The organism is Acidaminobacter sp. QWL-03 (genome assembly GCF_058683855.1).
Genome location: NZ_CM178752.1, coordinates 3,330,151 through 3,357,060, shown reverse-complemented (window position 1 = coordinate 3,357,060; position 26,910 = coordinate 3,330,151). Strand labels below are relative to the sequence as shown.

27 protein-coding genes and 1 riboswitch are annotated in these 26,910 nt (G+C 52.5%); all 27 genes read right to left on the bottom strand.

Annotated elements, in window-relative coordinates:
• Positions 1-22: 22 nt before the first annotated feature.
• The 27 genes from AC4PHM_RS15500 to AC4PHM_RS15370 all read right to left on the bottom strand — a co-directional run bounded on the left by AC4PHM_RS15500 (position 23) and on the right by AC4PHM_RS15370 (position 26,485).
• Positions 23-1,510 (bottom strand): cobyric acid synthase, encoded by a 1,488-nt coding sequence (locus AC4PHM_RS15500; RefSeq protein ID WP_492018633.1) that lies wholly within the window; start codon positions 1,508-1,510, stop codon positions 23-25.
• A 33-nt stretch (positions 1,511-1,543) separates the two neighbouring features.
• Positions 1,544-2,737, bottom strand: a complete 1,194-nt coding sequence (gene cbiE / locus AC4PHM_RS15495) for a precorrin-6y C5,15-methyltransferase (decarboxylating) subunit CbiE (RefSeq protein WP_492018632.1) — start codon at positions 2,735-2,737, stop codon at positions 1,544-1,546.
• Positions 2,738-2,741: 4 nt separating this feature from the next.
• Positions 2,742-3,095 carry a sirohydrochlorin chelatase gene (locus AC4PHM_RS15490; protein WP_492018631.1) on the bottom strand — a complete coding sequence of 118 codons (354 nt, stop codon included), beginning with the start codon at positions 3,093-3,095 and terminating at the stop codon, positions 2,742-2,744.
• 38 nt (positions 3,096-3,133) lie between these two features.
• A complete protein-coding gene (gene hemL, locus AC4PHM_RS15485; protein ID WP_492018630.1) occupies positions 3,134-4,435 on the bottom strand; it encodes a glutamate-1-semialdehyde 2,1-aminomutase in 1,302 nt (433 codons plus the stop codon).
• Entirely contained in the window at positions 4,435-5,415 is a 981-nt protein-coding gene (gene hemB, locus AC4PHM_RS15480; protein WP_492018629.1) for a porphobilinogen synthase, read from the bottom strand. Before hemB ends, hemL begins: the two co-directional genes overlap by 1 nt.
• On the bottom strand, positions 5,390-6,910 hold the full coding sequence (gene cobA / locus AC4PHM_RS15475) for a uroporphyrinogen-III C-methyltransferase (protein ID WP_492018628.1): 1,521 nt from the start codon (positions 6,908-6,910) through the stop codon (positions 5,390-5,392). Before cobA ends, hemB begins: the two co-directional genes overlap by 26 nt.
• Entirely contained in the window at positions 6,841-7,794 is a 954-nt protein-coding gene (hemC, locus tag AC4PHM_RS15470) for a hydroxymethylbilane synthase (RefSeq protein ID WP_492018627.1), read from the bottom strand. The genes cobA and hemC overlap by 70 nt, the downstream gene beginning before the upstream one ends.
• The gene (cobK, locus tag AC4PHM_RS15465) at positions 7,784-9,016 is read right to left on the bottom strand and encodes a precorrin-6A reductase (RefSeq protein ID WP_492018626.1); all 1,233 of its coding nucleotides are present in this window, start codon (positions 9,014-9,016) and stop codon (positions 7,784-7,786) included. Before cobK ends, hemC begins: the two co-directional genes overlap by 11 nt.
• Entirely contained in the window at positions 9,013-9,750 is a 738-nt protein-coding gene (cobJ, locus tag AC4PHM_RS15460; protein ID WP_492018625.1) for a precorrin-3B C(17)-methyltransferase, read from the bottom strand. Before cobJ ends, cobK begins: the two co-directional genes overlap by 4 nt.
• Complete coding sequence (locus AC4PHM_RS15455) at positions 9,747-10,751, bottom strand: glutamyl-tRNA reductase (protein WP_492018624.1); 1,005 nt, start codon at positions 10,749-10,751, stop codon at positions 9,747-9,749. Before AC4PHM_RS15455 ends, cobJ begins: the two co-directional genes overlap by 4 nt.
• Positions 10,748-11,818, bottom strand: a complete 1,071-nt coding sequence (locus tag AC4PHM_RS15450; RefSeq protein ID WP_492018623.1) for a cobalt-precorrin 5A hydrolase — start codon at positions 11,816-11,818, stop codon at positions 10,748-10,750. The genes AC4PHM_RS15455 and AC4PHM_RS15450 overlap by 4 nt, the downstream gene beginning before the upstream one ends.
• Positions 11,815-12,570, bottom strand: a complete 756-nt coding sequence (gene cobM, locus AC4PHM_RS15445; protein ID WP_492018622.1) for a precorrin-4 C(11)-methyltransferase — start codon at positions 12,568-12,570, stop codon at positions 11,815-11,817. The genes AC4PHM_RS15450 and cobM overlap by 4 nt, the downstream gene beginning before the upstream one ends.
• Positions 12,567-13,253 (bottom strand): precorrin-2 C(20)-methyltransferase, encoded by a 687-nt coding sequence (gene cobI, locus AC4PHM_RS15440; protein ID WP_492018621.1) that lies wholly within the window; start codon positions 13,251-13,253, stop codon positions 12,567-12,569. The genes cobM and cobI overlap by 4 nt, the downstream gene beginning before the upstream one ends.
• Complete coding sequence (gene cbiD, locus AC4PHM_RS15435; RefSeq protein WP_492018620.1) at positions 13,250-14,455, bottom strand: cobalt-precorrin-5B (C(1))-methyltransferase CbiD; 1,206 nt, start codon at positions 14,453-14,455, stop codon at positions 13,250-13,252. Before cbiD ends, cobI begins: the two co-directional genes overlap by 4 nt.
• Positions 14,452-15,297, bottom strand: coding sequence for an ATP-binding cassette domain-containing protein (locus tag AC4PHM_RS15430; protein WP_492018619.1), 846 nt, complete (start codon positions 15,295-15,297; stop codon positions 14,452-14,454). The genes cbiD and AC4PHM_RS15430 overlap by 4 nt, the downstream gene beginning before the upstream one ends.
• Complete coding sequence (gene cbiQ / locus AC4PHM_RS15425) at positions 15,294-16,076, bottom strand: cobalt ECF transporter T component CbiQ (protein WP_492018618.1); 783 nt, start codon at positions 16,074-16,076, stop codon at positions 15,294-15,296. The genes AC4PHM_RS15430 and cbiQ overlap by 4 nt, the downstream gene beginning before the upstream one ends.
• Positions 16,060-16,356 (bottom strand): energy-coupling factor ABC transporter substrate-binding protein, encoded by a 297-nt coding sequence (locus AC4PHM_RS15420; protein WP_492018617.1) that lies wholly within the window; start codon positions 16,354-16,356, stop codon positions 16,060-16,062. The genes cbiQ and AC4PHM_RS15420 overlap by 17 nt, the downstream gene beginning before the upstream one ends.
• 21 nt (positions 16,357-16,377) lie before the next feature.
• Positions 16,378-17,118 carry an energy-coupling factor ABC transporter permease gene (locus tag AC4PHM_RS15415; protein WP_492018616.1) on the bottom strand — a complete coding sequence of 247 codons (741 nt, stop codon included), beginning with the start codon at positions 17,116-17,118 and terminating at the stop codon, positions 16,378-16,380.
• Positions 17,119-17,248: 130 nt separating this feature from the next.
• A riboswitch (cobalamin riboswitch) is annotated at positions 17,249-17,444 on the bottom strand.
• A 148-nt stretch (positions 17,445-17,592) separates the two neighbouring features.
• Positions 17,593-18,600: an ABC transporter ATP-binding protein gene (locus AC4PHM_RS15410; RefSeq protein ID WP_492018615.1), complete on the bottom strand. Its 1,008-nt coding sequence runs from the start codon at positions 18,598-18,600 to the stop codon at positions 17,593-17,595.
• A complete protein-coding gene (locus tag AC4PHM_RS15405) occupies positions 18,600-20,339 on the bottom strand; it encodes an ABC transporter permease (protein WP_492018614.1) in 1,740 nt (579 codons plus the stop codon). Before AC4PHM_RS15405 ends, AC4PHM_RS15410 begins: the two co-directional genes overlap by 1 nt.
• Positions 20,339-21,646: an ABC transporter substrate-binding protein gene (locus tag AC4PHM_RS15400; RefSeq protein WP_492018613.1), complete on the bottom strand. Its 1,308-nt coding sequence runs from the start codon at positions 21,644-21,646 to the stop codon at positions 20,339-20,341. The genes AC4PHM_RS15405 and AC4PHM_RS15400 overlap by 1 nt, the downstream gene beginning before the upstream one ends.
• A 61-nt stretch (positions 21,647-21,707) precedes the next feature.
• Positions 21,708-22,298 carry a CDP-alcohol phosphatidyltransferase family protein gene (locus AC4PHM_RS15395; RefSeq protein ID WP_492018612.1) on the bottom strand — a complete coding sequence of 197 codons (591 nt, stop codon included), beginning with the start codon at positions 22,296-22,298 and terminating at the stop codon, positions 21,708-21,710.
• Complete coding sequence (locus AC4PHM_RS15390; protein WP_492018611.1) at positions 22,299-23,057, bottom strand: heterodisulfide reductase-related iron-sulfur binding cluster; 759 nt, start codon at positions 23,055-23,057, stop codon at positions 22,299-22,301.
• A gap of 223 nt (positions 23,058-23,280) precedes the next feature.
• Entirely contained in the window at positions 23,281-24,120 is an 840-nt protein-coding gene (locus tag AC4PHM_RS15385; RefSeq protein WP_492018610.1) for a sulfurtransferase, read from the bottom strand.
• Positions 24,107-24,841: a TVP38/TMEM64 family protein gene (locus AC4PHM_RS15380; RefSeq protein ID WP_492018609.1), complete on the bottom strand. Its 735-nt coding sequence runs from the start codon at positions 24,839-24,841 to the stop codon at positions 24,107-24,109. Before AC4PHM_RS15380 ends, AC4PHM_RS15385 begins: the two co-directional genes overlap by 14 nt.
• 27 nt (positions 24,842-24,868) lie before the next feature.
• The gene (locus AC4PHM_RS15375; protein ID WP_492018608.1) at positions 24,869-25,564 is read right to left on the bottom strand and encodes a TVP38/TMEM64 family protein; all 696 of its coding nucleotides are present in this window, start codon (positions 25,562-25,564) and stop codon (positions 24,869-24,871) included.
• 222 nt (positions 25,565-25,786) lie between these two features.
• Positions 25,787-26,485 (bottom strand): hypothetical protein, encoded by a 699-nt coding sequence (locus tag AC4PHM_RS15370; protein WP_492018607.1) that lies wholly within the window; start codon positions 26,483-26,485, stop codon positions 25,787-25,789.
• Positions 26,486-26,910 lie beyond the last annotated feature (425 nt).

Here is a 26,910-nt window from a genome sequence, read left to right as displayed (position 1 = left end):
CACGTTTTTATGCGTCCTGTTTTCAGTCCTGCCCCAAACCTTCATCCAGGACCTTATAAATGAAATCCATGTCGAGGGACGCTCTCAAATGTTCGGCCAACAAGTTGTATTGTCTGTCTTTAAACGCATTGATCTCCGAAAGTCCCCCACGCTCAAAGCCAAGGGCATCAAACGCAGGCTCAATGCCTTTGTTCAGAAGGAGCGCGCGGACCATCTCATGGGTTATTGGCGCAGCGTCAAACAGGCCATGGACATAACTGCCATAGATATTTTGATCATGGACAACCGGAAGGCTACCTGTCGTCACACCCATATGAATCTCGTAGCCTTCGTAATCCATCCCCGAGATCCCAGAAAATATGCCTCCCACCTCAGAAATCCTTCCTTTTACTTGCTTTTGAACTTTCTGAGCCTCAAAAACGGTCTCTGCTTCGAGGAGACCCAGACCCGCCATTTCACCCCCGTGCTCCACGGCATACGGATCCGACAGGGTCAGGCCCAGCATCTGATAGCCCCCGCAGATGCCCATCACCGGCGCGCCGGAAGCCGCATGAGCCAGAATCGCTGACTCGAAGCCGGAGCGCCGCAGCCACACAAGATCCGCCATGGTATTCTTTGAACCCGGAATCAGGATCAGATCCGGCTGCCCCAGCTCGGAAATACTTCCAACATACCGCAGCGTGACTTGATCAAATCTCTCAAAGGGGTTGAAATCCGTAAAGTTTGAAATTCTCGGGAGCCGGATCACCGCAATGTCCACTTGGTCCGCCTGGCTTCCGCGGGTCTCAAATCGCGTCGTCAGGCTGTCCTCATCGTCCAGTTCAAAAAACTTGAACGGTATGACGCCAGCCACCGGCACACCCGTAATGCCCTCAAGCATTTTCAATCCCGGTTCAAGGATAGTCCGGTCCCCTCTGAATTTGTTTATGATGGTCCCCTTCACCATGGACCGCTCCTCTTCCTCCAGAAGCTGCATGGTCCCTGCCAGGGAAGCGAACACACCGCCCCGGTCAATGTCGCCCACGATCAGCACTGGCGCCCCGGCCATCTTCGCCATCCCCATATTGACAATGTCCTGGGATTTCATATTGATTTCCGCAGGGCTTCCCGCCCCTTCAATGACTATGACATCATATTCCGCTGCAAGACTTTCGAAGGCATTCATGATCTCAGGCACCAGTGTCCTTTTCATGGAAAAATATGCTGAGGCGCTCATATTCCCGAGGACCTCCCCGTTGACGACCACCTGTGAGCCCTGATCGCTGGTCGGCTTGAGTAAAATTGGGTTCATTCGCGCGTCCGGCTCAATCCCGCATGCTTCTGCCTGCATAACCTGGGCTCTGCCCATTTCGTGACCTTTTGCTGTGATGAAAGAATTCAGGGCCATATTCTGTGATTTGAACGGCGCAACCTTATAGCCATCCTGAGCCAGAATGCGGCACAGCCCGGCAGTCACCAAGCTCTTACCGGCATTGGAAGCCGTCCCCTGTATCATAATTGCCTTTGCCACTGCACCCACTCCAGTTCATTTTTTTGCCGATGGTCACCCATCCACACACTCACCCATCATCACGTAAATTGGATTCTGCGCCTTCATCATATGGTACCTTCCAACTGCTTCAACCTCCGTCACTGCCAGGCACTGAATCTGACTTCGAAAATTGTGCCTCTCGAAGGATTGAAGTGTTTCCTGAAGTGTCTCAAGGGTTATTGCATTGACAACGATCCGCGCTCTGGGATTCTTACTGAGTACAGCATCCATCACCGCGTCGACCTTTCCCCCGGCACCGCCGATAAACACCTTATCCGGTGCCGGCAGGTCCTCCAGACACTCCGGTGCTGTACCTTCAATCAGCTTGATATTGAAAGCGCCCAGTTTCTGCCTGTTTCTGCGGATCAGTTCTATGGCATCCTGTGATTTTTCCACTGCGTAGATAAAACTCTCATGGGCGCGCCTCGCCATGGCCACAGCCACAGATCCCGTTCCCGCCCCAATGTCAAAGACGATTTCCCCGGGCTGAATATCCAGCTTCGCAAGACTGTACTCCCGGACAGCTCCCTTGGTCATGGGCACCGATCCCCGTTCAAAGTCCTCGTCAGAAAGCGTGTTCGTGCGGGAAACGTACTTGGGATTGTTGATCCACAGAACCGAAAGGTTGTCAAACCTGAGGTCTTGTAGTTGATTTGCTTCAGCAGTGATCAGCCTTTCCGCTGCCATAGACAAATTTTCGCCTGCAGTTACCCGCACACTGCCAAGCCCCGACTGCACCAGGTCCGCAATGACATCATGGGCTTTGTGGGCACCGCCGGTCAGGACGAATATATTTTCATGGTAGCTGACATAAGGGATCACCGAACGGTGCCGTCCATGAACACTGACGACTTTGACGCTGCTGTAGTCCTGTTTAAGGCGGGCGGCCAGATACTGCAGACTGCTGATGCCGTTGACCCATTCGACCTGAACGTCCTCCAGGACAGGTTTGAGGGTATTGGACAGACTGTAGAACCCTACGTCTCCCGAGGCCAGGATGGCGACTTTGCTCATACCCATGTGCTCACGGATCTGTGCCTCGATTTCAGAAAGCGTACAGCTCTTTGTGTTGGGATTCAGATACTCAAAGGCTTCGAACAGTCTCTCATTTGTCAGAACAAGGTCTGCTTCCCTGATTTTCCGAAGGGCTTCCTGGGTTAGAAGCGCTTCCGTGCCCGCTCCAATGCCAATCATCTGAACGATCATGGCCTCAGCCCTTTATGCGTTCCGCGAGAATCTCCGCGAGACGCGGGTCTGACCCCAGCGGTTCGGCAATAGTGACAACGATGCCTGATTTTCCCTCAAGGAATTCAGCTATTTCTTCAGGAATATCCTTTCTCAAGTGGACACCCTTGAAAAGGAAATAGGGCACTACTTTTATTTCTGTGACGCCTTGGCTTACCAATGCATTGAGTCCATAAGCAATATTTTTTTCCGAGAATTCCATATAAGCCGTTTCGACAACTTCCTCCACGCGGTCTCTCACGAGATCCACAACCGTGTTGAAAGTCTCCTCTGTCTGTTTTTCCCGGCTTCCATGGGCTAAAATCAATACACCTTTCATGACAATTCCTCCTTAAAGTTTGGGGACGCGGACAAGTTTCAGTTTGGGGACGCGGACGGTAACGCCTCTGTAACATTATCCACGTCAAAACGCTTCATCACATCCAGCGTTGCATCAATGTCCGCTTCCGTATGGGCATAGCTGATAAAGAGCGCTTCAAACTGGGCCGGCGCAGTATAGATGCCATTTTGAATCAAATATCTGAAGCGTGCCGCGTATTTTCCGGTGTCACTGGACTTAGCTGAATCATAGTCCCGAACCGGCGCCTGGGTAAAGAATTGAGAGACCAGTGAACCTACATGGTTGACCGTGTACGGACTTTGAGTGCGCAGGCCCGCCGCAAGACGTTTCCCCAAAGTATTTATATGCTCATATATCCCAGGATTGTCGCGAAGCTGCTTCAATGTCGCGATGCCCGCCGCCATAGCCACCGGATTGCCCGAAAGTGTCCCAGCCTGATAAACATTGCCCGACGGTGCGACTCTATTCATAATGTCACGCCGGCCGCCATAAGCTCCAACCGGCAATCCGCCGCCTATGATCTTCCCATAGGTCACCAGATCTGCCTCGACGCCATAATTAGCCATGGCACCGCCCAGCCCCAGCCTAAAGCCGGTAATGACTTCATCGAAGATGAGAAGACAGCCATAGCGGTCGCACAATGCTCTGAGCCCCTCCAGGAAGCCCGCCTCCGGAAGGACCACGCCCATATTGGCTGCCACGGGCTCGACAATCACCGCGGCGACCTCCTCAGGATTGCTTTTAAAGAGCGCTTCCACAGAATTCAAGTCATTGTACCCGGCAATCAGCGTGTCCTGAGCGGTTCCACGAGTCACCCCGCCGCTGTCCGGCGTCCCCAATGTCAGAGCTCCGGATCCGGCCTTGACCAGCATACTGTCTGTATGGCCGTGATAGCAGCCCGCGAATTTAATGATCTTCTCTCTTCCCGTGAAGCCCCTGGCCACTCTGAGCGCACTCATAACCGCCTCAGTGCCGCTGTTGACCATGCGGACCATTTCAAGAGGGCCAACCACAGAGGTCATAAGCTCCGCCATTTCCACTTCAAGTTCTGTAGCAGCGCCAAAACTGAGGCCTCGTCCCATCACACGTGATACGGCGTCGAGAATCACAGGATGCGAATGTCCCAAAATCATGGGACCCCAGGACTGTACATAATCAAGATAGGTCTTTCCTTCAACATCCGTTATTCTCGCACCCTCTGCCGTTTGGATAAATCTCGGCGATCCACCCACCGCGCCAAAAGCACGTACAGGACTGTTGACGCCTCCCGGCATGACCTTGGATGCTCTTTCAAACAAGCTTTCTGAAGTCATATTCATTAGCCTATGTCCCCTTTTCGGATCGCTGAAGCCAGCTCTTTCGCAAAATAAGTAATCAGAATATCAGCGCCTGCTCTAAACATAGAGACTGCGCTTTCGCACATGGCCCCATATTCGTCTATAAGTCCAAGCTTGGCGGCTGCTTTGATCATGGCATATTCTCCGCTGACGTTGTAAGCCGCGACAGGGACATTGACCTCAGAGGAAACCGCCTGGATCACATCCAAATAGGATAGCGCCGGCTTCACAATAAGGAGATCCGCGCCGTCCCTGACATCCATTGCCGCCACCTTGAGCGCCTCCGAAGCGTTGTGCCAGTCCATCTGATAGGTCTTCCGGTCTCCAAAGCCCGGTGCAGAGCCCGCCGCTTCCCTGAACGGCCCGTAAAAGGATGACGCGTACTTCACAGAATAGGACATGATTGGTGTGTGAATTTGCCCATGAGCGTCCAGCTTGCTTCGAATCGCCTTTACTCTGCCATCCATCATATCCGAAGGCGCTACCATGTCCGCACCGGCCAAAGCGTGAGACAGAGCCACCTCCGCCAGGCGTTCCACCGTCGAGTCATTGTCGACATACGTGCCGCTTAGAAGGCCACAATGCCCATGACTTGTATATTCACAGAGGCAGACATCCGTGATTAAGTAAACCGAGTCGCCGAAACGCTGCCGGACCGCTCTGAGTCCCTGCTGGATCACACCCCGGTCGTTCCAGGCTTCGCTGCCGGTGTCATCCTTGCGAAGGGGCAGTCCAAAGAGCAAATACTTGCTGACACCCGCCTCCAGTCCAGCTTCAATCCCCTCGGCCAAGCGATCGGGACTATAGTGAAAATTATTTTCCATGGACTTGATCTCGTCCTTGATATTGACGCCTTCCTTAATAAACAGCGGCTGGATCAGCGCACTTGAGCTGACCCTGGTCTCTCTTACCAACGTTCTGAGGTTCTCGTTGGCTCTAAGCCTCCTTGGTCTGATGTTCATTTTCTTTCACCGTCTCCTCGCAAATTCGTTCTGCCATGGCATCAATGGTTGCCTCTTTGGCAACGACAATGTCCATGGGGTATTTCGACGCTTCAGCTGCCGTCTGCGCGCCTATACAAAGGGCTTTGACACCTTTGAGCCGCTCTCGAGCATCGGTTACGCAACGTACAAAGCCCTCCACACAGCTGGCGCTGGTAAAGGTCACCCAGTCAAAAGCCTCAAGTTCCATAGCCTGACAAGGCAACGCTTCGGTCTCATAGACAACAAGACTCGTCAACTCAATTTCAGCCGCTTTGAGAAGATCAGGCAAAGCCTGAGACATCACTGCCGCCCCTGCGATCAGAACGCGGTCAGCCGTACCAATCCAGCTCGACGCCAGCATTTCCTCCGCCAACGTTTCTCCGCAAAAGACACTTGGTACAAAATCCGACTTCAAACCACAGGCTTTAAGCGCCGCAGCCGTTTCGTTCCCTACAGCTGCAATACGTTTGCCGTATAGGGCTCTTGCATCCAGCCCCACTCGGTCCATGGCCTCAAAAAAGCTGGATACTCCCGCCGCACTGGTGAAAATCAAAACCGTATACGGGCTGAGGTCAGGCATTTCGAAGGACACCGCCCGTGTTCTGATCGAGGGTGCCAACACAACTTCTGCCCCAAGCGCCCTTAACCGCTCGCTCAGTTTTGAAGCGTTTGCTTTCGGCCGGGTGACCAGAATACGTTTTCCAAGAAGCGGCAGAGCCGAAAACCAGTCAAAGCGCTCTGAGAGCTGACAGACATGGCCCACCACGAACACCGCCGGAGATTTAACCTTGTTCTCTTTCACCGCCAAATCTATCATGGACAAGGTCCCCACCAGCTTGCGCTGACTGCTCAGCGTGCCGTTCTCAACTACGGCACAAGGCATCTCCTGAGACATACCTGCCTGGATCAAACCTGCCGCTATTTCAGGCAGACCCGAAACCGACATCATGAAAATCAGGGTCCCTCCCAGCCGAACCAAAGCGTCATAATCCAGCTTCAGCTCAGCGCCATCCTTCAAATGGCCAGTAATAATATGAAGGGACGCGCTAATCTCCCGGTGTGTTACCGGTATGCCCGCATAGGCTGGCGCTGCAATGGCAGAGGTGATGCCCGGCACCACTTCAAATGGAATGCCGTGTACTCCAAGTCCCTCAAGCTCTTCACCGCCGCGGCCAAAAACAAAGCCGTCTCCGCCTTTAAGCCGCACCACGCGTTTGCCTTCAAGGGCTTTTTCCAACAAAATCTCATTGATCCGTTCCTGAGGCACCACATGGTGACCGACGTTTTTTCCTACATATATTTTCTCTGCTTGCTCAGGGATCTGTTCCAAAATTCCTCCGCCAACCAAACGGTCATAGACGACAACCTCCGCCTGCCTGAGCGCCTGCAAGCCTTTGATGGTCATTAGTCCAGCATCGCCCGGACCTGCTCCGACCAATATGACTTTCCCCGGTTTTGGTTTATCTTCAAACACTCTGAATTCCCCTTTCTTCGGATGGCCTCTGCCAGCCGCACGCCTAGCTGCTCCGCCCTGGACCTGTGATCCCTAAGTGACATAATCCAATAACGTCCTGTAGCCTCATCCACATAGAGTCCCGTGAGCACCAGTTCTCCGCCGCCCTTCATTTCCCCGTACGCGGCCACCGGTGAACTGCAGCCTCCATCCAGAGTCCTGACAAAACTGCGCTCCGCGAGAGAAATATCCCAGGCTTCTTTGTCATGGAATCCCTTCAGAAAAGAAATATCCTCTCCCTTTCGCGCTTGAACGGCAAGAACGCCCTGGCAAGCTGAGGGCAGCATTTCCCAAGTTTCAAAAATACGGCTGACCCGTTCCTCAAGGCCCAGTCTTTTAAGACCTGCATTGGCCAGCACGATCGCTGAATACGCACCGCTATCAAGCTTTTCAAGCCGAGTCAGCACGTTGCCGCGAATGGGCTCAACTCGGCACCCTGGATAAAGACTGCGAATCTGCAGGCTTCTCCTGGTGCTGGAACAGCCTATTGGTTTTGACAAATCCAGCGAAGACACACCTTTAGGCAGAATCAGAACGTCTCTGGGATCCTCGCGCCTTGAAACCGCGACTATCGGCAGAGACGGGTCAATGTCCATAGGCATATCCTTAAAACTGTGAACTGTGAGATCTACCTCACCCGCAGCCAATGCAAGGTCGAGCTCTTTGACGAAGAGCCCTTTGCCTCCAATCTTGTCAAGGGTCCGGTCCTGAATAATATCGCCTGTAGTCTTCATGGTCACGAGCTCCAGCTCTGCGCCCGGCACCCAGCTGCGGATGCCCGCCATGACAATTTCCGACTGGATTACCGCCAGCCGGCTTTCTCTGCTGCCCACTTTAATTTTCATGATTCAAGATCCACCTCAATTTCTTCGCTAATGCCGATACGCCGTGATGCGAATGGCCTTGGCTGCTAAGTCCTATGACAATGCCATCATACTCAACTATTGCTGGAAAATAAAACGCACATTCCTCACGGGCATCCGCGACACTCACAGGGATCCCCAGGGCCTTTGCCTCAATTCCAACACGTCGGTTGACCTCCCTGTCATTCGTGACGGCGAGGACCATGTCCGCACTCTCCAGATCTCCCTCGCTGTACCGCCGAACGCGAAGCGTCAGTCTCTTGCCGCTGCAATGTGCCAGAACAGCGGCATCTGCCTCTGGTGACACCACCGTGATGTCGCAATCGAATTTCAGAAGCGTCTCAATCCTGCGCGCGGCAATTTTCCCGCCACCGACAACCAAAACGCGCTTTCCGCGAAGGTTTACATACATCGGAAAATAAGTCAGATTGCCCTCAGGCGCCCGCGCCTCTTCCCGGTTTGTAATCACCCTGAGCACCTGCTCAAAGGACAGCCCACCGGAATCACTCGGACGGCCCACGAGCACCAATTGAGCCCCAGACGCCTTCGCCGCTGCAAGCTTCTCTTCAAATCCGCCGCTGGCGCCGGAATCTTTAGTCAATAAATAATCACATTTATATTGCCTGAGCATTGCCAGGTTCATTTCTACCGTAAAGGGCCCCTGCATGCAGATCAGATGGCTCCCTTTAAACCCCAGCGCCACTGCGCCTTCCACAGCCTCCGCCAGCGGCAGGATCCTGGCATACACCCGGTTTTCGTAATCCCGGATGCCCGTCAAGTGATGAAGACCTTTGCTGCCGATGGTCGAAAGAACCACCCCCGAACGCCGATCCAGCCATGCGACAGCCTCTTCAATTGTCTCGCAAAGAATCACGCCTTCAGCCTCGGTCGCCGCCCTGCTCAGACGCAGATAAGGAATGCCCGCGGTCTCGCAGGCTGACTTCAGATTTTTGGTGACTTCCACCGCATATGGATGAGTAGCGTCGACTACCATCTCCGGCATGCGCTGCTGAAAAAGGCTGACCATTCCCTCCGCATCGAGGCGGCCTGATTCAACAAAACCCTGCGCCCCTCCTGCAACAAGTTCTTTGCCGTAAGCTGTTGCCACATGGAGATCCGCCTGAATACCAAGGTCCTGAAGCTGCTCAAACAATAGTCTGCCCTCGGTGGTGCCCCCCAAAATCAAGATCCTGCGCTGAGTCATGCGTCCAGCCCTCTGTACCCTCGCGGCGTCACCAGCCGCCCATTTAACTGTTTTGTTTGACTGTTGCCTATGATCACGGTCGTAAACATGTCAACGCTTGCTTCACGCAAATCTTCCAGCCTGCAGAGCACCGCCGATTCGCCTTCCCGGCCAATATTTCTGACATAACCGCATTCCGTCTTAGGCGACTGATGTTCCAAGATGATGTCACAGGCTTTCCTAAGGTAATCCTTGCGCTTCATGCTGGACGGATTGTAGAGACAGATGACAAAGTCTGCCTCCGCGGCCAGTCTCAGCCGCTTTTCAATCTTCTCCCAGGGTGTTAAAAGATCGCTCAGGCTGATGATGGCAAAGTCGTGAATCAAAGGTGCTCCAAGGACTGCGGCACTGGAAACGGCGGCCGTGATGCCGCTGACAACTTCAATGTCGACCTCCGGATGTTCCCTGGCGACCTCCATGACTATACCTGCCATGCCGTAAACCCCAGCGTCACCGCTGCATACCATAGCCACAGTTCTGCCCTCAAGGGCGTGCTCCAGCGCCATGCGGCAACGTGCCACTTCCTGCTTCATTGGGGTTGAAAGGACGGTTTTTCCCTCAATCAGTGCCTTGATCAGCTCGACGTAAAGATCGTAGCCCACAATGATCTCGCTTTCCATCAGCGCTGCATGGGCTGCCTGGGTCATATATTTTTCATCTCCGGGGCCAAGACCCACCACATAGATTTTCTTCATCCGGATATGCGCTCCTTATAGTGATGCCACTTCATCAAGTCACCATGGTATTTATGTATAATGTCTTCCGTCTGCTGAAACTGCAGCTGATTTGATTGCTCAATAGCCCCTTTTGCAATGGTGTCTATGTCATAGAGCTTCACCTGCCGTTGTCGGCCAATCTCCAGGTCAATGTCCCTGGGCACTGCCAGATCAATCATGATTCCAGGCAGCGACGCTATGTCTTTCAACGCCTCAAAGGCAAGGGTGTGATGGGGACTTGCGGTCGCGCTGACTACCGCGTCAAAGGCACTTAGCTTATGGTACCGCTCCCCATAATCAAACGCTGTCACCCCTTCCGGAATTTCATTATCCCTGTATTTATACTGCCGCAGGGTCATAGCGACTTCAAAGCCGTTTTGGGCCAGCGTGTCCGCAACCAGTTTGCCCACCTCGCCGTTCCCTATGACGAGGACACGTCCAGGTCTTTCGATTGCCAGCTCCTGCCTAAGAATTGCCAGCGTCTTCAGTGCTACCGAGTTCTCTGCTTTTGAAAATTTGACTGCGGTCTTGATCCTCTTCGCCGCCGTTATGGCAGTTCTGAAGACCACCTCAAGATAGCTGTCCACGGCTCCGCAGCCTCTGGCAAGTGCCGCTGCCTCTTTGACCTGAGTGATGATTTGGTCTTCTCCCAGAATTTGAGATTCGAGGCCACAAGCCAGCCGACACAGATGCCAGAATACCTCCCGGCCCTTTCGGATTCTGTAGTGCTGCCTTGGCGGAATCACGTCGAAGCTGGCAGCCCTGCACAACTTTAGGAACGGATCACACTCTTTGTGTAGATCCAGTGAGAGGTAAATCTCTGTTCGATTGCAGGTCGAGAGAAGGACGGCGCCACGCACGCCTTCCATCGCCTTCAGGGCATCACAAATGGCTTCCTGTTTAGGCTTAGTAAAAGAAAACCGCTCACGAAAATCAATCCCTGCCATAGAGTGATCCATCCCCGCCATTATGATGTTCAAAATTCGCACCTCCAGTCTTCGATGGCTGCCGCCAGAGTCATGCCCGACTTCTGACGCTTTGTGATGATCAATCGGCGAAACTCGGTGTCTGACACCAAACGAAACTCGGTGCCAGACCTCCACTGATCTCCTTGCGCTGCAGCCATGGCGCTGCGTTCGCAGACGTTGTCTGCGCCAGTGATGCTTTCGACAAACGCGGATCGTTCAAAGGTTCCCTGTACAGCCATTAGCTCCCCGGCACTGAAGGTCTTGAAGGGAATGCCATAGGTCTCGCTGAACCGAAGCAAGCAAGGTTCATTATTCTTTAAATCAATGGAATTTATAGCCGCCACAGCCTTAAGTGAAATGTCATTCTCAGCCAACGTCTCAATGATAAAGCGCTCCAGGTCTTCAAACACCGTTCCTCGCCTGCAGCCAACACCCAAGATGACACACTTGGGCACAATATGCAGGGTTCTCTCAAAAGGCTGCTTCTTCTCATCCAAAGACACACAAATTCCTACCGAACCGCTGAAATAGGTATTGTCAGCCGGGGTCAGACCCGCAGGCAGCTCTCCGCAGATTTCAAAGTCAGAGACCAGGCCCACCGGCTCACCGTCCAGGAGCGCGCCGGAAATGTGCTTGATCCTGTCTATTTCCAAAATCTCACAACCCTGCCTCTGGCTCCAGGGGTCGACGGCAAAAATTCCATGAACGTCCGTTGAGGTTGTGATCACCGGCTCGGCTCCAATCAGGCGCCCAATGTCTCGCGCCAGATTGTTCGCACCGCCCAGATGGCCGGATAGAATGGGAATGACATAGCGTCCTCCTTCATCCAATACGACTACGGCGGGATCCTGCGCCTTGGATTCAAGATAGGGCGCAGTGAGCCTAACGGCTATCCCTATAGCGCCTATGAAAACGAACCCGTCCAAGGACCGGAAATGATCGGCGATGAAAGCCTTCAGCGAGATCTGAGACTTATCCCAGAGGACTAGTTCTGCTTTGTTGGACTGAGAGAGTCCATCAAGCAGATGCTCACCTAAAGCCCGCCCCCGAGCTGTAAAGCTCACAAGACCCAGTCTCACCGTACTGCCTCCCTGAATTCATGGGTAAAACCAGGATCATAGAGTTTTGAGCGCTCATAATCCTGTCCCAGAAAGCCGCCAACAGTGATGAGCGCCATCTTCCGGATACCATTGGCATCCGCGGCTTGCTCCAGCTCGGCGACAGTAGTACGGACCACGCGCTCATCCGGCCAGGTGGCTTTATAGACTATGGCTGCTGGCGAGTCCGGCGCGTAGCCGCCCTGGATCAGGCGCCTGGACAGCTCCCCAAGCATGGTGGTGGTGAGAAATATGACCATAGTCGCGCCGTGAGCGGCCAACTTTGCAATGTCTTCTTTTTCCGGCACCGGGGTTCGCCCTTCCATCCTCGTCAAAATCACAGTCTGACTGACCTCCGGCAAGGTGTATTCCGCCTTGAGAGCCGCCGCTGCGCCTATAAAGGAGCTGACCCCCGGAATGACCTCGTAGTCGAGACCGTGCTGGTCCAGTAAGTCCATCTGCTCGCGAATGGCGCCGTAGAGACACGGATCTCCGGTATGGAGCCTGACAATGTTTTTCCCCAAGTTCAAAGGATCCGCCATTACCGAAATGACCTCTTCCAGCGTCATGCCCGCGCTGTTATAACACTGACAAGACCCTTTGGCACCCTCCAGCAGCGCCGGATTGACCAGAGAGCCGGCATGGATGATAATGTCCGCGGCTTCAATCGCATTTTTTCCCCTGACCGTGATCAGATCCGGCGCGCCGGGACCTGCGCCAACAAAATAAATCATGAGTTTTCCCCTTTCACCAACAGCACGCTGAAGTAGCTGGCATCCTCAGTCCAGGTGCTGAGCGCCTTGTGTACTTTTTCACCCGGCAAACCGCACCGCTCCACCGCCATGGCCTGTCTGCCCTCAAGCAGCGCTTTGACTTTGGCAGCGCTTTTTCCTGACTTCATCAGCACAATACTGCCTTTAAGACCAAGCCCACCCTCCAGATCAGAATAGGACGCCGGCACCACATGCAGCATCTCACTGCCCTCACACAGCGGAACGTTTAACTTTGCTGCCGCCGCGCAGAAAGAAGGTACCCCCGGTATCACCTCTGTGTCATAGCCCATGCCCGAAATCCGCTGATGCACATAAAGCGCAGTGGAATAGATGGTGGGATCACCCAGCGTCAGGAAGCCCACATTTTCACCCGCCTCAAGATAGGCTGCCAGTATCGTCGCCGCTCGTTGATGGCTGGCTTCCAAAAGATCTTTGTCCCGCGTCATTGGCATGTCACAGCAGACAATCCGCTGATCTTCCAAATGCGCTTTCACTATGCCAAGCACCACATTTTCCGACGCGCCGCTGTCCGGCACCGCTATCACCTTGCAGGTCTTAAGGGTTTCAACGGCTTTCAGCGTCAGAAGTCCCGGATCTCCCGGGCCGGTGCCAATGCTGTAAAACCTGCCTTTTTTTTCAGTCATTCCATATGCCCCATTTCTTTAAGTCTTTCCGAAGTCTTTCCGAAGTCTTTTCGAAGTCTTCCCGCCAGCGCCTGAGCGCCGTCCGTCTCTCCAATCACTGCGTCCTGAGCAGAAAACAGGATGACCTCCACCTTCATAGCACCGCGAGTCCGGTAATTCAATTGAAAACAGATCCGCTCCATGACTGAGTCGAAGACCGCCTGAGTCAGTTTTGCCGCGTCAAGGACTTCAATAGCCTCATCCGTTGTACCGCAAGCCATGATCTGACGGACCAGCGACGGCGGCGCCCCCGCCATGGCGCTGTGCACGCCCAGGATCTCCATCCGGCCGTCCGCCATAGACGAATGGGTTTGCATAATCCCCGCTGCCAGCTTCACGAGCTTGCCCACGTGACCCACCAGCAAAATCTCTTTAAAACCTTTATAAACCAGGTAATCCAGCGTTTCGCCTATGTAATTTGAGCACTTCACGCCGGTTTCCAGATCGATCTTCAAAACCTCACTGCAGTAGTCCCTGCCGTAATTGCCCGGCGAAATCAAAGCAACCTCGGGATGCTGTTGGGACGCCTTATCTATCAGCACCTTTATTGTATCGATCAGCGCCTGCTCGCTCATAGGCTCCACAATGCCCGTAGTCCCCAGGATGGAAATACCGCCTTGAATGCCCAAACGGCCATTAAAGGTCTTCTTCGCTATCTCCTCGCCATTCAGAGCCGAAATCTCAACTATCAAACCGCGGTCACCCTCAATACCATGCCGGGCCGCCACCGCCTCCACATGCTGCAAAATCATTTTCTTTGGCACAGGATTGATCGCCGGCTCCCCCACCGCGCAAGGCAGACCTCTGGCCGTCACTACACCTACGCCTGGACCGCCTGTAATAGCGACGTCCGCAGTACCCGCAGCTCCCCCAGACTTAAACCGAACCTCCGCCACAATCTCCATGCCATGGGTGACATCCGGATCATCCCCTGCGTCTTTGCAAATCCCGCAGCGGGCAAAGTCCGGCATCACCTCAGGATGCACTGTCTCAAGCTCAATCTCCTCGCCGGCGGGCAATGTGACACGCACCTTATCCACCCGCTTACCGCTAAGCAGCATTTCCGCCGCAGCCGCCGCAGCCGCCGTGGCACAGGTCCCTGTGGTATACCCATATCGAAGGGCTTTTCCACGCTTCACCACAACACCAAAATCAGTTGTCATCCGCGCCTCACCCACTTCAAAAAGCTTTTACGGGCTTGGCCGATGGTCGCCGCGCCCACCTCAAGTTCCAGCCCATCCTTGTCTCTTAAAATCTCCATGAGGTGGGCAATCCTGGGCAATCTCAAATCATGCATTCTGAGTTGATCCGGCGCTTTAAAAATCTCGCTGCTCGTCCCCCGCATCACGACCTTGCCTTGATCCATCACGAAGACCTTGTCACAGTACAGGGGCACCAGATCGATCTCGTGGGTGGACAAGATGACAGTCACGCGCTGTTGCTTCCTGAGGTGTAAAAGCAGCGACAAGATATCGCTGACCCCTTTTGGATCCAGCCCCGCCGTCGGCTCATCCAAAATGATGACCTCCGGCTCCATGGCCAGTACCCCCGCGATCGCCACCCGCTTTTTTTGTCCAAAGCTGAGGGCATGGGTTGGCGCGTCAGCATATTCCAAAACACCCACCTGCGCCATGACAGCTTCCACCCGCTGGGTCGCTTCCGCCTGAGATAAACCTAAATTCAACAGCCCAAATGCAATATCGCTTCGCACGTCCGTCGAAAACAACTGGTCGTCCGGATTTTGAAACACTATACCGACCCGCTTTCGGTGCGCCATCATAGCGCTGCCCCCATAGGAGATCGCCTGGCCTCTGTAAAGCACATCACCCGCACTCGGCCTCAGCACCCCGTTGAGGTTCAGGAATAAGGTCGATTTTCCGGAACCGTTCCCGCCCAAAATTGCGGTGGTTTGGCCTTCTTCAATCTCAAGATCCACCGCGTCCAGTGCTTTTTGCCGATGGTCATAGGCATAAGTCAGATTTCGAGTTTCCAATATGACGCTCAAACGAGCCCACTCCTTTCAAGCCATACCGTCGCACCTGCCAGCAAGGCCATTGCCGCGGCACCCCAAACAAGTGCGCCGCCCGACTCGTACTGCTTCTCAAGCTGCTGAAAGTCGCCGCTGTAACCACGGGACTCCAGCGCGTCATGAACCCTGTCGCATTTGATATAGACCCTCAAAAATAAGCTTGCGATCAGCTGTCCCGCTGAATGAACAGACCGTTCAAAGGTGACATAACCCAGTCGTGAAGTCTGGGCGGTTTTCATGGTTCTGAGCTCCGTCAAGAAGACGAAAATATAACGGTGCATCAACGACATCAGGGCGATCAGCAATGTCGGCATTTTAAATTCCTTCAGCGCCCAAAAAAGGTCGGACATGGGGGTTGTCAGCAGAATGAAGTACATGCCGCTGACGGCTGCGAGGCTGCGTAGGGTGGTATCGAAACCATCGGCAAAAGCTTCTGGGTCTATGCCAATAATCCTGCCGAACATAGACCCGCCAATGATTAGCGAAGTCCCTTCAGCATGAGCCTGCAGCATTAGCGGAAGGACAGCCATGGCAAGAAATCCGAGAGGCAGGGCCAGCAATTTGAGGTAGGCGCTGACACGCAGTTCCGTGCTGCGAAGCGTTAAGGTCCCTATGATAAAAATCATTATGAAACTAAACTCAGCATGATCCGCCAACAGCGGGGTCACGGTAGCGCAGAAGCCAAACAGCAGCTTTGACTTTGGATTCACCCTTGCAATTCGGGCTCTGAGCACTGCATCATCCCTGCTGAGCACGACTGTCAACCTCTTTCTTGCCGGCAGTCATCCTGCCCAGGATAAACCCTAATGCACCTGCTCCAATAGCGGCCTGCAGGCTGAACACCAAAGACTCCACTTCGCCGCTGGGAAGTTCAATCAGAGGCTCGAACCAAGGCACATATTCCGGATCAATGGCCATAACCGCCTCTTCAGCCATGCCATCAGCCCCCGAGAACTCGGCATTTTTTAAAACTATGACGGGTACAGCCGCGAGTAATAGGGTCAACGCAATAAAAATCAGATTTTTTTTCAACATGCTGCCGTGCTCCTTTCGCTTTTACGCTATGACTTTAAGCGCTTTGAGCGCTTCGCCGTTATATTTTTCAAGGACGCTGAAAACAACTACGGTTACCAGTCCTTCACTGATGGCCAGAGGAATCTGTGTCAATGCGAAAATGCCAAGAAATTTGAACAGGGACGTCATAACGTCGCCATCTGACGGATGTGCCAGGGCGAGCTGCGTTGCCGTAACTATGTAAGTCATCATGTTGCCCGAAAACACTGCCAGAAAAACGGCTGTGCTGCTTTTCACTTTTAAGCGCTTCATGAGCTGATACACTAAAAACGAAACCAGAGGCCCTGCAATGCCCATGGCGAAGGTATTGGCGCCCAGGGTCGTCAGCCCGCCGTGGGCCAGAAAAAAAGCCTGAAACAGCAGAACTATAACGCCAATAATGGCCATGGCTGAGGGTCCAAATAGAATTGCGCCAAGGCCAACGCCTGTCGGATGGGAGCAAGTTCCCGTCAAGGAAGGAATTTTCAGTGAGGACATCACAAAGGCAAAGGCGCCGCACATGGCAATCAGCACCAGAAATTTTTGCGAGACCTCAACTTGCCTTTTAATCGAAAAATATCCCGCCACCAGAAACGGCAGGCTGATAAATCCCCAGATCAGTGCCCACAGCGGGGGCAGAAAACCCTCCATAATGTGCATGGCTCCGGCTGGTGCAGCAGCCAAGAGGATCAGGGCGGCGGCTGACGACAATGCAATTGCTGTCTTGGCTATTTTTGTATACATTATGACACCTCCATGAATTTGGGCGCGAAGGCATAAAAAAAACTCCGGCGCATTAAAGCGTCAGAGTCATATTGCGATCATAGAGACATAGCATGCCTCATCATAACCTTTTCCGTCTCCACGCAGAAAAATGCTAACTACAATAAAGGCAGGTCTTCTGGCTCAGCTTCATCATACAATCTTGCGTCTTCCCAATGGACTAGCCATCAGTGACATTAAGCAAGTGTACTCCACCTTACAGCAACGGGGACTGCGCGGGATTTTCACCCGACTTCCCTTTTAATTGCCAGGATTTCTCCTGGCAAACCTTTACTGGATTCATTCAATTGAGTCAAGCATAAATCATCACTTTGGCCTTGTCAAGAAGTTGAAGGAAAACTTTCACTCTGCCAAGGCCAGTGCGCTCCATACCTATAGCACCTTGAACATTGACCCATAGTGGCTTGGAGGCAACCCTAATTTTCCATTTTTCCGTCACACCCACGCCAGCTTCACCACGTCATTCACCACGATTTGACTTTTTTGCGCTGTGACGATTTCAAAACCATCGGCAGAAGCCGCACTTAATAACTGGTAACGACATTCAAGGCCGTCCCGGCTCACCCGGCCCACTCTATAAGCCCCCTCGTCCTTCTCCCCTGCTCGAACCAGAACGACGGATTCCGGCCTGTAGCAGCGCCTCAGGATCTGGATGCCCTCAGAGCGCTCTTCCCGAAGTTCTATAATGGGCAACGCCCCATGTCCCCCCAGATTTGACAGAGCCTCCGGCAGCGGCAAGAGTCTGCCCAGCATCCGCCCTGCCAGAAGAGTCACTGGATGCCGGTATAAGTCTGCAGGTGTCCCGCATTGAAGCTGTCGTCCTTCACTCAGAAGCATGATGCGGTCCGAGAAAGCCATTGCTTCGCCGGGATCGTGGGTCACCAGAATGATGGTAACCTCATAACTGTCGCGAATACTGCGGATCATCTGCCCCATGCTGGTGCGCAGCGCCAGGTCCAGACTTGAGAAGGGCTCGTCCAGAAGCAGCACAGAAGGCTTGACCGCGAGGCCCCGGCCTATGGCGACCCGTTGTCTCTGACCACCGGATAATTCTCTTGGATACCTGTTTTCAAGGCCTTCCAGCTCCAGCAGTCGAATCAGTCGCTGCAGCTCCGCCGTGATTTCTTTTCGGGGAATCCCGCGAATGTCCGCGCCATAGCACAAATTGTCCAGAACGGTCATATGGGTGAACAGGGATGGCTCCTGAGAAATGTAGACTATGCCCCGCTGCTCAGGAGGGAGCCCGGCCATGTCCCTGCCATTCAGCTCAAGACCTCCGCCATCAGGCCGTACCAAACCGGAAATCAGCTTAAGCAGCGTCGACTTGCCTGAGCCGGAAGGCCCCAATACCGCTACCAGTTCCGGACGGGAACACTCAAAGGTAATGTCCTCCAGGACTTTTCTATGCTCATAGGTTTTTGAAAGCGCCATCAGTCGCAGCATTATAGGGTTTCCTTTCTGTAGTCAGAGCGGTTGATCCAGGATTTTGAAACGGCATGAGCCATCAGAAAAAGGCTGCCATTGATTAAAATAAAAATTATGGTATACAGGCTGCCCCTGAACAGATCTCCGTATTCCAGCGCGGGGATCAGCAGCGCTCCCAGAGTGGTGATTCGACCGCCGCTGGTCATTTGCGTAGAGAAGGTTTCTGTCAGTGACATCAAAAAAGCCAGGGAAAAGCTGAGGATGAGCGGCGGCAGCGTCGAGGGCAGCAGCACTCTGATAAGATAATCCAGAGGCCGTCCGCCCAGGGTTCTTGCCGCCTCTTCTTGGGCATGACCCGACTGGCTTTGATACTGGAACTGAAGCCCCACAGCGTAAGGAACGACTATGGCAATATGACAGATTACCACGGAAAGCCAGGAGCCGTAATAGCCCAGCCGGATGCTGGCCATCTGTGCCCCCGTGATCAATACTACACCGGGAAACAGCAGCGGCAAAGCCAGGATCACCATGGCTGCGGATCGCCCCTTCACAGCCTTCTTTTTCGAGAGGGCCCTCCCGGCGCAAAAACCAGCAAAGCTCGCCAGCACCCCGGTGAGCCCTGAGATCATCAGGCTCTGTTTTAAAGCCTTCTGCAGCATGGGGTCAGACACGACGCTCAAGGCGCGCCTCACAGCACCAGAAAAATCAGGCATGAGCTGAGGGAATCTCAGAGAGGGTGACAGACCATAGAGGAGAAACCAGACCATAGGTAACAAAATCATTAAGGCATAGAGCCAGGCTATCATCAGCCTTGAACGTTCCCCGGACCGCGGGGTCACACCAAGCTTTCGACTCAGCGGCGCCAGCCAGTGCTTATAGCCCAGCCCTCGTTTAAAGGCTTGATGCAGCAGCGCGACAAAAAACAACGTCAAAACCAGGCACAATACTGCCAGTGTGATCACCAGCGCCATCCGCTCCGGCAGTCTGTGAAGGTCTGGGTGAAGAAGCAACGCATAGTATCTGGCAGGCAGCAGCTCGGGCTTCAATGCTCCAAGCCACACCGGCACCTCAAAGCTGCCAAAAATGAAGGCAAACATGACGCCACCTGCCAGCGCAAGGAGTCCGGCCGACGAAGGCAGATACAGGCTGTGCCACAGGGTCAGGCCGCCGGCGCCAAGGGTTCTGGCTTCGAGCTCAAAGGTATTGCGGATTTTGTCATAGTACGGTTTCAGGATCAGCGCCGCGAAAGCGCTGCCTTTCCATACATACGGAAACCAAAGTCCAAGGCCAAAAGGTGTGTAAAGGAAGACTGGAAACTCAGAGGGCGTTTCAATCCAGTGCCACTGGGCTGCCAACCTTGCCAGAAATCCAGATTGACCCAGCAGCGACTGAGTCGCCAGCGCCACGACGCCGTAAGGCAAAATCACCGTTACTGCGAGGCAGAGGCTGATCAGTACTTTCATGGCCAGGCGACTGCTTCCCGAGAGCGCCCAGGCTATGAATGCGCCCATAAGGACAATCAAAAATGCGGCCGAGGCGCTGAGTCCGGCAGTGTAGACCACGTCCCGCCAAAAATCCGGACGCTGCCACAATGACGAGAAATAATCCAGCGTCACCGCTCTCATGTCCAGGATTGGCACATAGCCCAAAGCAAGTTTCAAAACCTCAGCCAGTCCAAACACCAGGCACAGCGCAATGGGAATCATGGCCGGGATCAGCTGTGCCCAGAAGCGCCACGTTGCCCGGCGCCCTTCCATTAGTTCGCTCCAGTACGGACGCCTACGCCAGCCATTTCCGACCAGAGCATTTCAATCCAGTCAATGTATACTGCCTTAAGTTCTGGCAAACGCCGCTCCACCAGCGCCTCTAGAGGCATTGGAAACACCTCAGCCTCAATGGCTTTCAGCACTTCTTTTTCTTCTTCTGTGAGTGCCGCCGCATCAAAGGCAGGCATGTCCCCCCAAACCTCCGGTTTGAACTTCTCAAGCTGGAGCTGCGGACTCTGCAGGGCGTTGATGGTCAGCAGCGCCGCAGCCTTCTGTGGGGCGTTAAAAGGCACTGCGAGATAGTGCGCGTTGCCGATGGTCCCGGTATCAAACACATAAGCCTCCGCTGTCTCTGGATACTCGCCAGCTGCCACTTGACCCGCTGTCTTGCCTAGCTCAAAGCCAATTGTGAAGTCGACTTCATTGTTCTTAAAGAGCTCATCCAGCTGCGCCTGGCTGGATGGATAGGTTGTCCCCTCCCGCCATAAATAAGGCTTCAGTTCATTGAAGTAATCCATCACCGGCTTCGCTTTTTCTTTGAATGCCTCTTCTGTTAAATCAGCGCTCCAGTCACTCTCCCCGGTCAATTCATACAGGGCACTTCTGACAAAGGCGCTGCCTGCGAAGTCTTCCATGGGATTCGGATAGGTAAAACGCCCCGGATTGGCTTTGACCCATTCCAGCAAGGCTTTATAGGATTTTGGTGGTGCCTCGACTCTGGACACGTCTGTAGTCAAGACCAGCTGCGCTCTGCCCCAGATGGCTTCCATGCCTTCAATGGGGATCCCGGAGTCGGAGTTCAGGTCGCCGGCGGACGTCTCATAATACTTCCCCTGATTCTCAAGGAGTTGATCATAAGGCCCCCAAAGCAGGCCGCCCTCTTTAGCAGTCCTGAAGTTCTCCGCATTGATCCAGAGAAGATCTGCGGAGCCCTCTGCCACGCCGGCGGTTTTTTCATTGAGCAGCAGGCTCAAATATTCCGGCGGGTTCATAGGGACACGGTTCAAGGTTATATTATAAGTCTCTTTTAGATAGTTTGAGACAGTCTGATCCATGTAAGTGTTGACGAGTTCATTGCCGCCCCACATTAAAATGGTCACGGTTTTGTCACGGCCGGCATCCTCCACTTCAGACCAGCTGGCGAAGGTTGCAGCAGTCTGATCTGCCTTTTCTGCGGCTGGCGTGGTTTGACCGCAGCCCACCAGGGCGCCGGCAGCAAGCACGCCGGCGAGAATCAAGCTCAGAAGCTTTTTGTTTGGGTTTCTAGTTTCTATTTGGTTTCCGTTCCTTAAGCGCATAGCAGTTCTCCTTACCTTCAATTATTTTATGACGCCGTAAAGGCTGTGCCGACTCAACAGCCTAAGACTGCCTCAGCGCATCAAACACCTGAAAAAATCTTCGAATGCCAGTCAGAATAATCAATCCCGTCAATGCCCCCAGAATCCATAGGCTGTAGTCCGGAAGCAGGATGGCCGCGGTGAAAAAAACAAAGGTCTCCGTTCGCTCAATCAGACCTGGATCATAATGCATACTCTTTTTGCCGGCATTCGTCATTAACGCACCGGCGGCCAAAAACGTCGAGAAGTTGAAGATAACGCTGATCAGGAACAAGATGACCACAACGGCAAGCTCAGGCGTATAAAGCACCATTCCCAGAAGAACCAGGGCTTCCACCATGCGGTCCAGAATCAGGTCCAGAAGCGCCCCGGAGGGACTCTGGGACTTTGTCAGTCTGGCCAGTTCACCATCCGCGACATCCAAAAGCCCGGACAGCCACAGCGCCAGCACCCCCCACCAGGGATGACCCGAAGCCAAAAGTCCGGCTGAGGCGCAGCCCACAACAAAAGCCGCCATGGTCACGACATTGGGGGTCAGACCCGCGCGGTGAAAAAGCCTTGCAAGAAGCCGCACAGGCGGATCTATGGTCTTTCGTCCGTAGGAATCCAGCATTCACTTTTCCTCCCTTTGCCACTGTTTGGGCCGAAGCCGGTTTAAAGCCTTTTTAAGCCCTGCCGATGGTCTCTCCTCCAGCCCCATGACCTCCGACAATACATGTCCCGTCATCTTCACACCGTTTTTGCTTAGATGCCCATAACAGCTGGCGCAGTAGGCTTTCATTTCCGGCGCCGTCTCTCGAATGATCTTTAGGGCCTCCTTTGCCTTGGCTGGCTGTTTCAACCCAAGACCACAGCAAGGCAGGCCCTTAGAACCGACGATTTCAGATCCAAGGAGGGCTTCTATAGAGCCAGCCATTTTCCCGGTACCGCGATCCGGACAAGGGGTAAATACCCTGAATGGCACCGAGTTCGGCACCAGCTTATAGCCTTCTCGTTTAAGAAAATCATAAATATCCGTCACAGGAATACTGAGAGTCCTACTGAAAACCTGATGGCAATTTGGACAGGCCACAATCATTTCCGGGATCTGATGTCGTCTGATTTCCATTTCAATTCGACTGAGAATGGCTGCCGCGCCAGTTTGGTCGCCTTTTAAACTCAGAGGCTTTCCACAGCAATCAAACATCCAGCCACAGTCATAAGCGCTTAAAACATTGACCGTCATCAAAGCTGTTTCCGGTAGAAAATTCACTAGGTTGCATCCAGGGAAAAATACCGGGCGACCTTTTTTTATCTTCGCAGCTTTCCATGGAAACAACAATTTCTCAAGTCCGGAGATCTTTGTAGCCCAGTTTGCAGATTGACTATACATAGCTCTTTCCTTTCAGTCACAAAACCAAACCATGTTCAGTCGGCATTATGGATAAAAAGGGCTGTGACTCGCTTACGAGTTCAGCCCTGAGGTGACACTATTTTTCCATTGGCATGGACGCATCTCCGCCCCACTCATAGATGGACGCTTCGTAGTTTCTAACGTTCTCAAAGCCCACGGCTCTGAGGATCATGGATGTGTATCCAGATCTGATGCCCATAGTTCAGTAGAGGGTGAAGTCGTCTTCCGGTGAAACACCGGCATCTGCCATGATTTTGGTGATCTCTTCCGGAGACTTAGGCGTGCCGTTCTCATTGAGCAGGTCCAGCCAGAGGAGGTTTGTGGCTCCCGTAATATGACCGCCTCTAGGTTCTCCGGCATTTTGAGAACCACCATATTCCTTAGGGGTTCTGACGTCAATCACCACTTGCTTGCCTAGATTTTCAAAGACATAGTCTTTTGTAGCGCCGAAACTCTCGTCATAGTCTTTTAGAACTACGCCCGTTGTTGGAACTGGTTCAGAGACCTCAGCAGTCACTTCGTAGCCAAGCTCTTTCCAGTAGCTGAGGCCACCCACCAACAGCTTGACATTGTCCATGCCGGCCATTTGAAGCTGCCAGACGGCGCGACCATCGGCACCCGGGCCTTTGAAGACGTCGGAATAAAAGACAACCGTTTTTTCATTGTTAATGCCCATAGCGTTAAGTTTTTCAGTCAGGGCGTCCTTGTCGAGAATGGTGCCCCAGCCTGGTTCACCAGGTTTACCCACAGTGTTGGAAAAAGAATGAAGCCCAGCGCTGATCGCGCCTGGAATGTGCTCTTTGCCGTAAACGTCGGGCTTGTTGGCGTCGACGAGTACCAAGTCCTCACTGCCCAACATGGCTTTGAGATCTTGAGGTGTGATCAGGAAGTCGTTATTCTTGTAGACGGACAGGTCAAACCCAGCCGGTTCTGATTCTGCAGGGCTTTGCGGGCTTGCAGCAGGCGCGCAGCCCGACAGCGCAGCCGCCAGTGTCAAGACTAACATAAGCAGTACCGACAGTTTTTTCTTATGTACGTTCAATGACGTTTTCCTCCTTCTTTTTTTTTGGATTTTTCGCTTTATCATTCCATACTTTTTTAAGCAGAAAGACCAGAGTACTGACTGCGAACAGGATCAGAAGACCCATGACAAAAGTTCTGGCAGTGCCTGTGAGCATACTGCCAATGTAAGAATATATGATTGTCGCTGGCAGCTGACCAATCCCTGTAGCAATGAAGAACGGCCAAAATCTCATTGAGGTAAGACCGGCAGCGTAACTGACAATGTCAAAGGAGATAAACGGCAGAAGTCGGGCGATCAGGATCGCGTATTTGCCATAGTTTTTGAAAAAATCGTCAATCATCTGGACTGCCGACTTGGACGACAGTTTTTCGACAAAATCGCGGCCAAGGTACTTAGCCAGGAAGAAACACAGTGCCGCGCCGGCCATGGCGCTGGACCAGGACAGGATCGCGCCGTAAACCCAGCCAAACAGCGCAGCATTGGCAAAGGTTATGATAAACGCCGGCAGAGGGGCGAATAAAGACTGAAGCATCATGAGAAGGAACGAGACGACAGGCGCCCAGACCCCAAATCCTAATATGTATTGTCTGGCAAGATCGACATCAACGTTCTGAAGGATGAAGATCGCCTGGTTGACGTTCACTTTGACAGCGGGTACCAAGAGGTAAATGGCCACAACCAGCAGCACTGCTGAGATTTTTCCGAGATTGCTCTTAAAGAACGCTTTAATTTTAATCACTCCATTTCATAGTTTAAGCAAACATTATTAAAGTTTGGCAGTACTGCCTTTATTAATTTCCCGTTTTAGAATTATTGACTGTAAATCGTCGAAAGAGTACTTTCTTTTCAGCAGAATGGATGCTGCAATCATTGCGACCAGCAATCCTGACGCAATCAGAAACTCAGGGGATTTGACGTCCAGAGCCTTATCTCCTAAATTGGTAAAAATCAGGACACCGGGAATAATGCCAATCAAAGTGGACCAAAAGTAATCCATAAATTTGATTTTGGTCAAACCCGCCCCATAGCTGACGACGTTGAAGGGGATGATAGGGATCAGCCTCAGGATCAAGATCATCAAGAATCCGCCACGCTGGATGTGTTCGTCAAAGCGTTTCATCTTACCATGCAGCCTTTTTTCAACAGCTTCCCGCCCGAGATGTCTCGAGACATAAAAAGCCACACTCGCGCCTATAACAGCGCCAATAAGGGTGTAGACTGAACCATAATACAAACCGAAAGCCATGCCACCTGCAATGGCGATAATGGACCCTGAGGGAATCACCGAAAACATGATCATGTAGATGACAGGACCCCAGAACCCATAAGACGCAATATAGGCTTTTACCCTCTCAGCATCCATGTTGTGAAGCATTCCTGAAGACATAAAAAAACGGCAAGTCAGGAGCATCACCGTTAGCATCAAAGCTGCAATAAGTTTTTTCTTACCTATGTATTTCATACGCTGCCCACCTTTAATTGCATAAAAACCTTTCCAGGCCTATATGCTCTACTGAGCGTTATTTCAACCGAATTAGTTTAGTCTTAACTGTAGTAATTTTATAAGATCTGACCCGGATTTTCCAATAGAAAAAAATGATCGTTCCGCCGGAATCATCAGTTTTTTCAATTGCTGCAGCTTTATAAAACACTATAGATTGAATTTCCAATTGAAAATTCTTACTCAATCATCATAGATGATCGTCTCGACTAAATGACGCTCTTCTGCGATCGATAGTGTATTTCCCGGGGGAAAGAGGCCTTCCAAAACCATCGGCACCCTCAAGCCCTTAATCTTTTCCAGCAGATGCAGTTGCCGGGTGGTTTGAAGAGGCATGCGCCCACGACTGTCCACATGTCCGCTGAGGTGTACACGCTCAATTCTGTGGTGCCAAGACTCAAGAATTCTTTCTACATGACCATGATCTCGAGAGGCTTTATTCAGGTTGAGGGATACGCGCCACGGGTAAGCATTGAGCAGTTCTGAAAATCGTTCCCAGCTTCCAGGTGTGGCGGTATTTTCAAGAACGACAGGCAGGCCAGTGGAAGCAAGACTTTCCGAATTCTGAATGCAGTCGCAATGAACAACGACAGACTTAATTTCCAGCCGGTCAACTATTTCAGTGAGTTGAAGGATCAATTTTTCAGATCTGGCGTTTTTGCCGTAAGCAATGCCATGCCAGGGGGCATGCAGCGCGATCTGGTTAAAGCCTCCAGCAAGCTCATTCGTGTTCAAAAAATCGAGGAACTTTCGAACCATGACCTCCGTGCTGAGTGCAATTTCTATATGTTCAAAGCCCAATTTTCGGCCAATCAAAAGCTTTTCCTCCGGCGGTATGTCCCAGAGGCAGAATGCTGCGGTGGATAGTGCGATTTGATCCAAATGCCTCACCCCTGTGATGAAAAATGCGCTTGATGTTTCCGAGTTTAAACCTTCAGGCATACAAACCATTGGTCAAAACTCTCCATCTGTGTGAAATCGTAGCATTCTCTGTCATAAAACGCCAATAGGATGTTCTGATGATTAACACATCTCGATTCAAGAAGTTAATGACACACCATTCCCGAACAATTAATTATGTTTTAGGCATCATTGTCCGCCAACACATTTAAAAGATATGCCGATGGTCCCATTCACCTGAACTTTGACTGTCTAAACCGCCCTTTCCCGCCCACATGACTGGCAAAACCAAAATAATGTACATTAATCTATTGTTCTGCTTTTTAATTCGTGTAATTTGCACTTTTTCTTTGTATACTGTATCATAGAACAAAAGCGAGTCATAAATTTTAGAGTTTTCACGAACT

What these genes read in the sequence shown, in the direction of transcription:
- cbiE (WP_492018632.1), bottom strand. Translation starts at nt 2,737, where the DNA reads ATGATCGTTCAGATGATTGGCATTGGAGCGGGCACGGAAGCGCTTCTA.
- AC4PHM_RS15490 (WP_492018631.1), bottom strand. Translation starts at nt 3,095, where the DNA reads ATGAAAGGTGTATTGATTTTAGCCCATGGAAGCCGGGAAAAACAGACA.
- hemL (WP_492018630.1), bottom strand. Translation starts at nt 4,435, where the DNA reads ATGAATATGACTTCAGAAAGCTTGTTTGAAAGAGCATCCAAGGTCATG.
- hemB (WP_492018629.1), bottom strand. Translation starts at nt 5,415, where the DNA reads ATGAACATCAGACCAAGGAGGCTTAGAGCCAACGAGAACCTCAGAACG.
- hemC (WP_492018627.1), bottom strand. Translation starts at nt 7,794, where the DNA reads ATGAAAATTAAAGTGGGCAGCAGAGAAAGCCGGCTGGCGGTAATCCAG.
- cobK (WP_492018626.1), bottom strand. Translation starts at nt 9,016, where the DNA reads ATGACTCAGCGCAGGATCTTGATTTTGGGGGGCACCACCGAGGGCAGA.
- cobJ (WP_492018625.1), bottom strand. Translation starts at nt 9,750, where the DNA reads ATGAAGAAAATCTATGTGGTGGGTCTTGGCCCCGGAGATGAAAAATAT.
- cobM (WP_492018622.1), bottom strand. Translation starts at nt 12,570, where the DNA reads ATGATTTATTTTGTTGGCGCAGGTCCCGGCGCGCCGGATCTGATCACG.
- cobI (WP_492018621.1), bottom strand. Translation starts at nt 13,253, where the DNA reads ATGACTGAAAAAAAAGGCAGGTTTTACAGCATTGGCACCGGCCCGGGA.
- cbiD (WP_492018620.1), bottom strand. Translation starts at nt 14,455, where the DNA reads ATGACAACTGATTTTGGTGTTGTGGTGAAGCGTGGAAAAGCCCTTCGA.
- AC4PHM_RS15420 (WP_492018617.1), bottom strand. Translation starts at nt 16,356, where the DNA reads ATGTTGAAAAAAAATCTGATTTTTATTGCGTTGACCCTATTACTCGCG.
- AC4PHM_RS15415 (WP_492018616.1), bottom strand. Translation starts at nt 17,118, where the DNA reads ATGTATACAAAAATAGCCAAGACAGCAATTGCATTGTCGTCAGCCGCC.
- AC4PHM_RS15410 (WP_492018615.1), bottom strand. Translation starts at nt 18,600, where the DNA reads ATGCTGCGACTGATGGCGCTTTCAAAAACCTATGAGCATAGAAAAGTC.
- AC4PHM_RS15405 (WP_492018614.1), bottom strand. Translation starts at nt 20,339, where the DNA reads ATGGAAGGGCGCCGGGCAACGTGGCGCTTCTGGGCACAGCTGATCCCG.
- AC4PHM_RS15400 (WP_492018613.1), bottom strand. Translation starts at nt 21,646, where the DNA reads ATGCGCTTAAGGAACGGAAACCAAATAGAAACTAGAAACCCAAACAAA.
- AC4PHM_RS15395 (WP_492018612.1), bottom strand. Translation starts at nt 22,298, where the DNA reads ATGCTGGATTCCTACGGACGAAAGACCATAGATCCGCCTGTGCGGCTT.
- AC4PHM_RS15390 (WP_492018611.1), bottom strand. Translation starts at nt 23,057, where the DNA reads ATGTATAGTCAATCTGCAAACTGGGCTACAAAGATCTCCGGACTTGAG.
- AC4PHM_RS15375 (WP_492018608.1), bottom strand. Translation starts at nt 25,564, where the DNA reads ATGAAATACATAGGTAAGAAAAAACTTATTGCAGCTTTGATGCTAACG.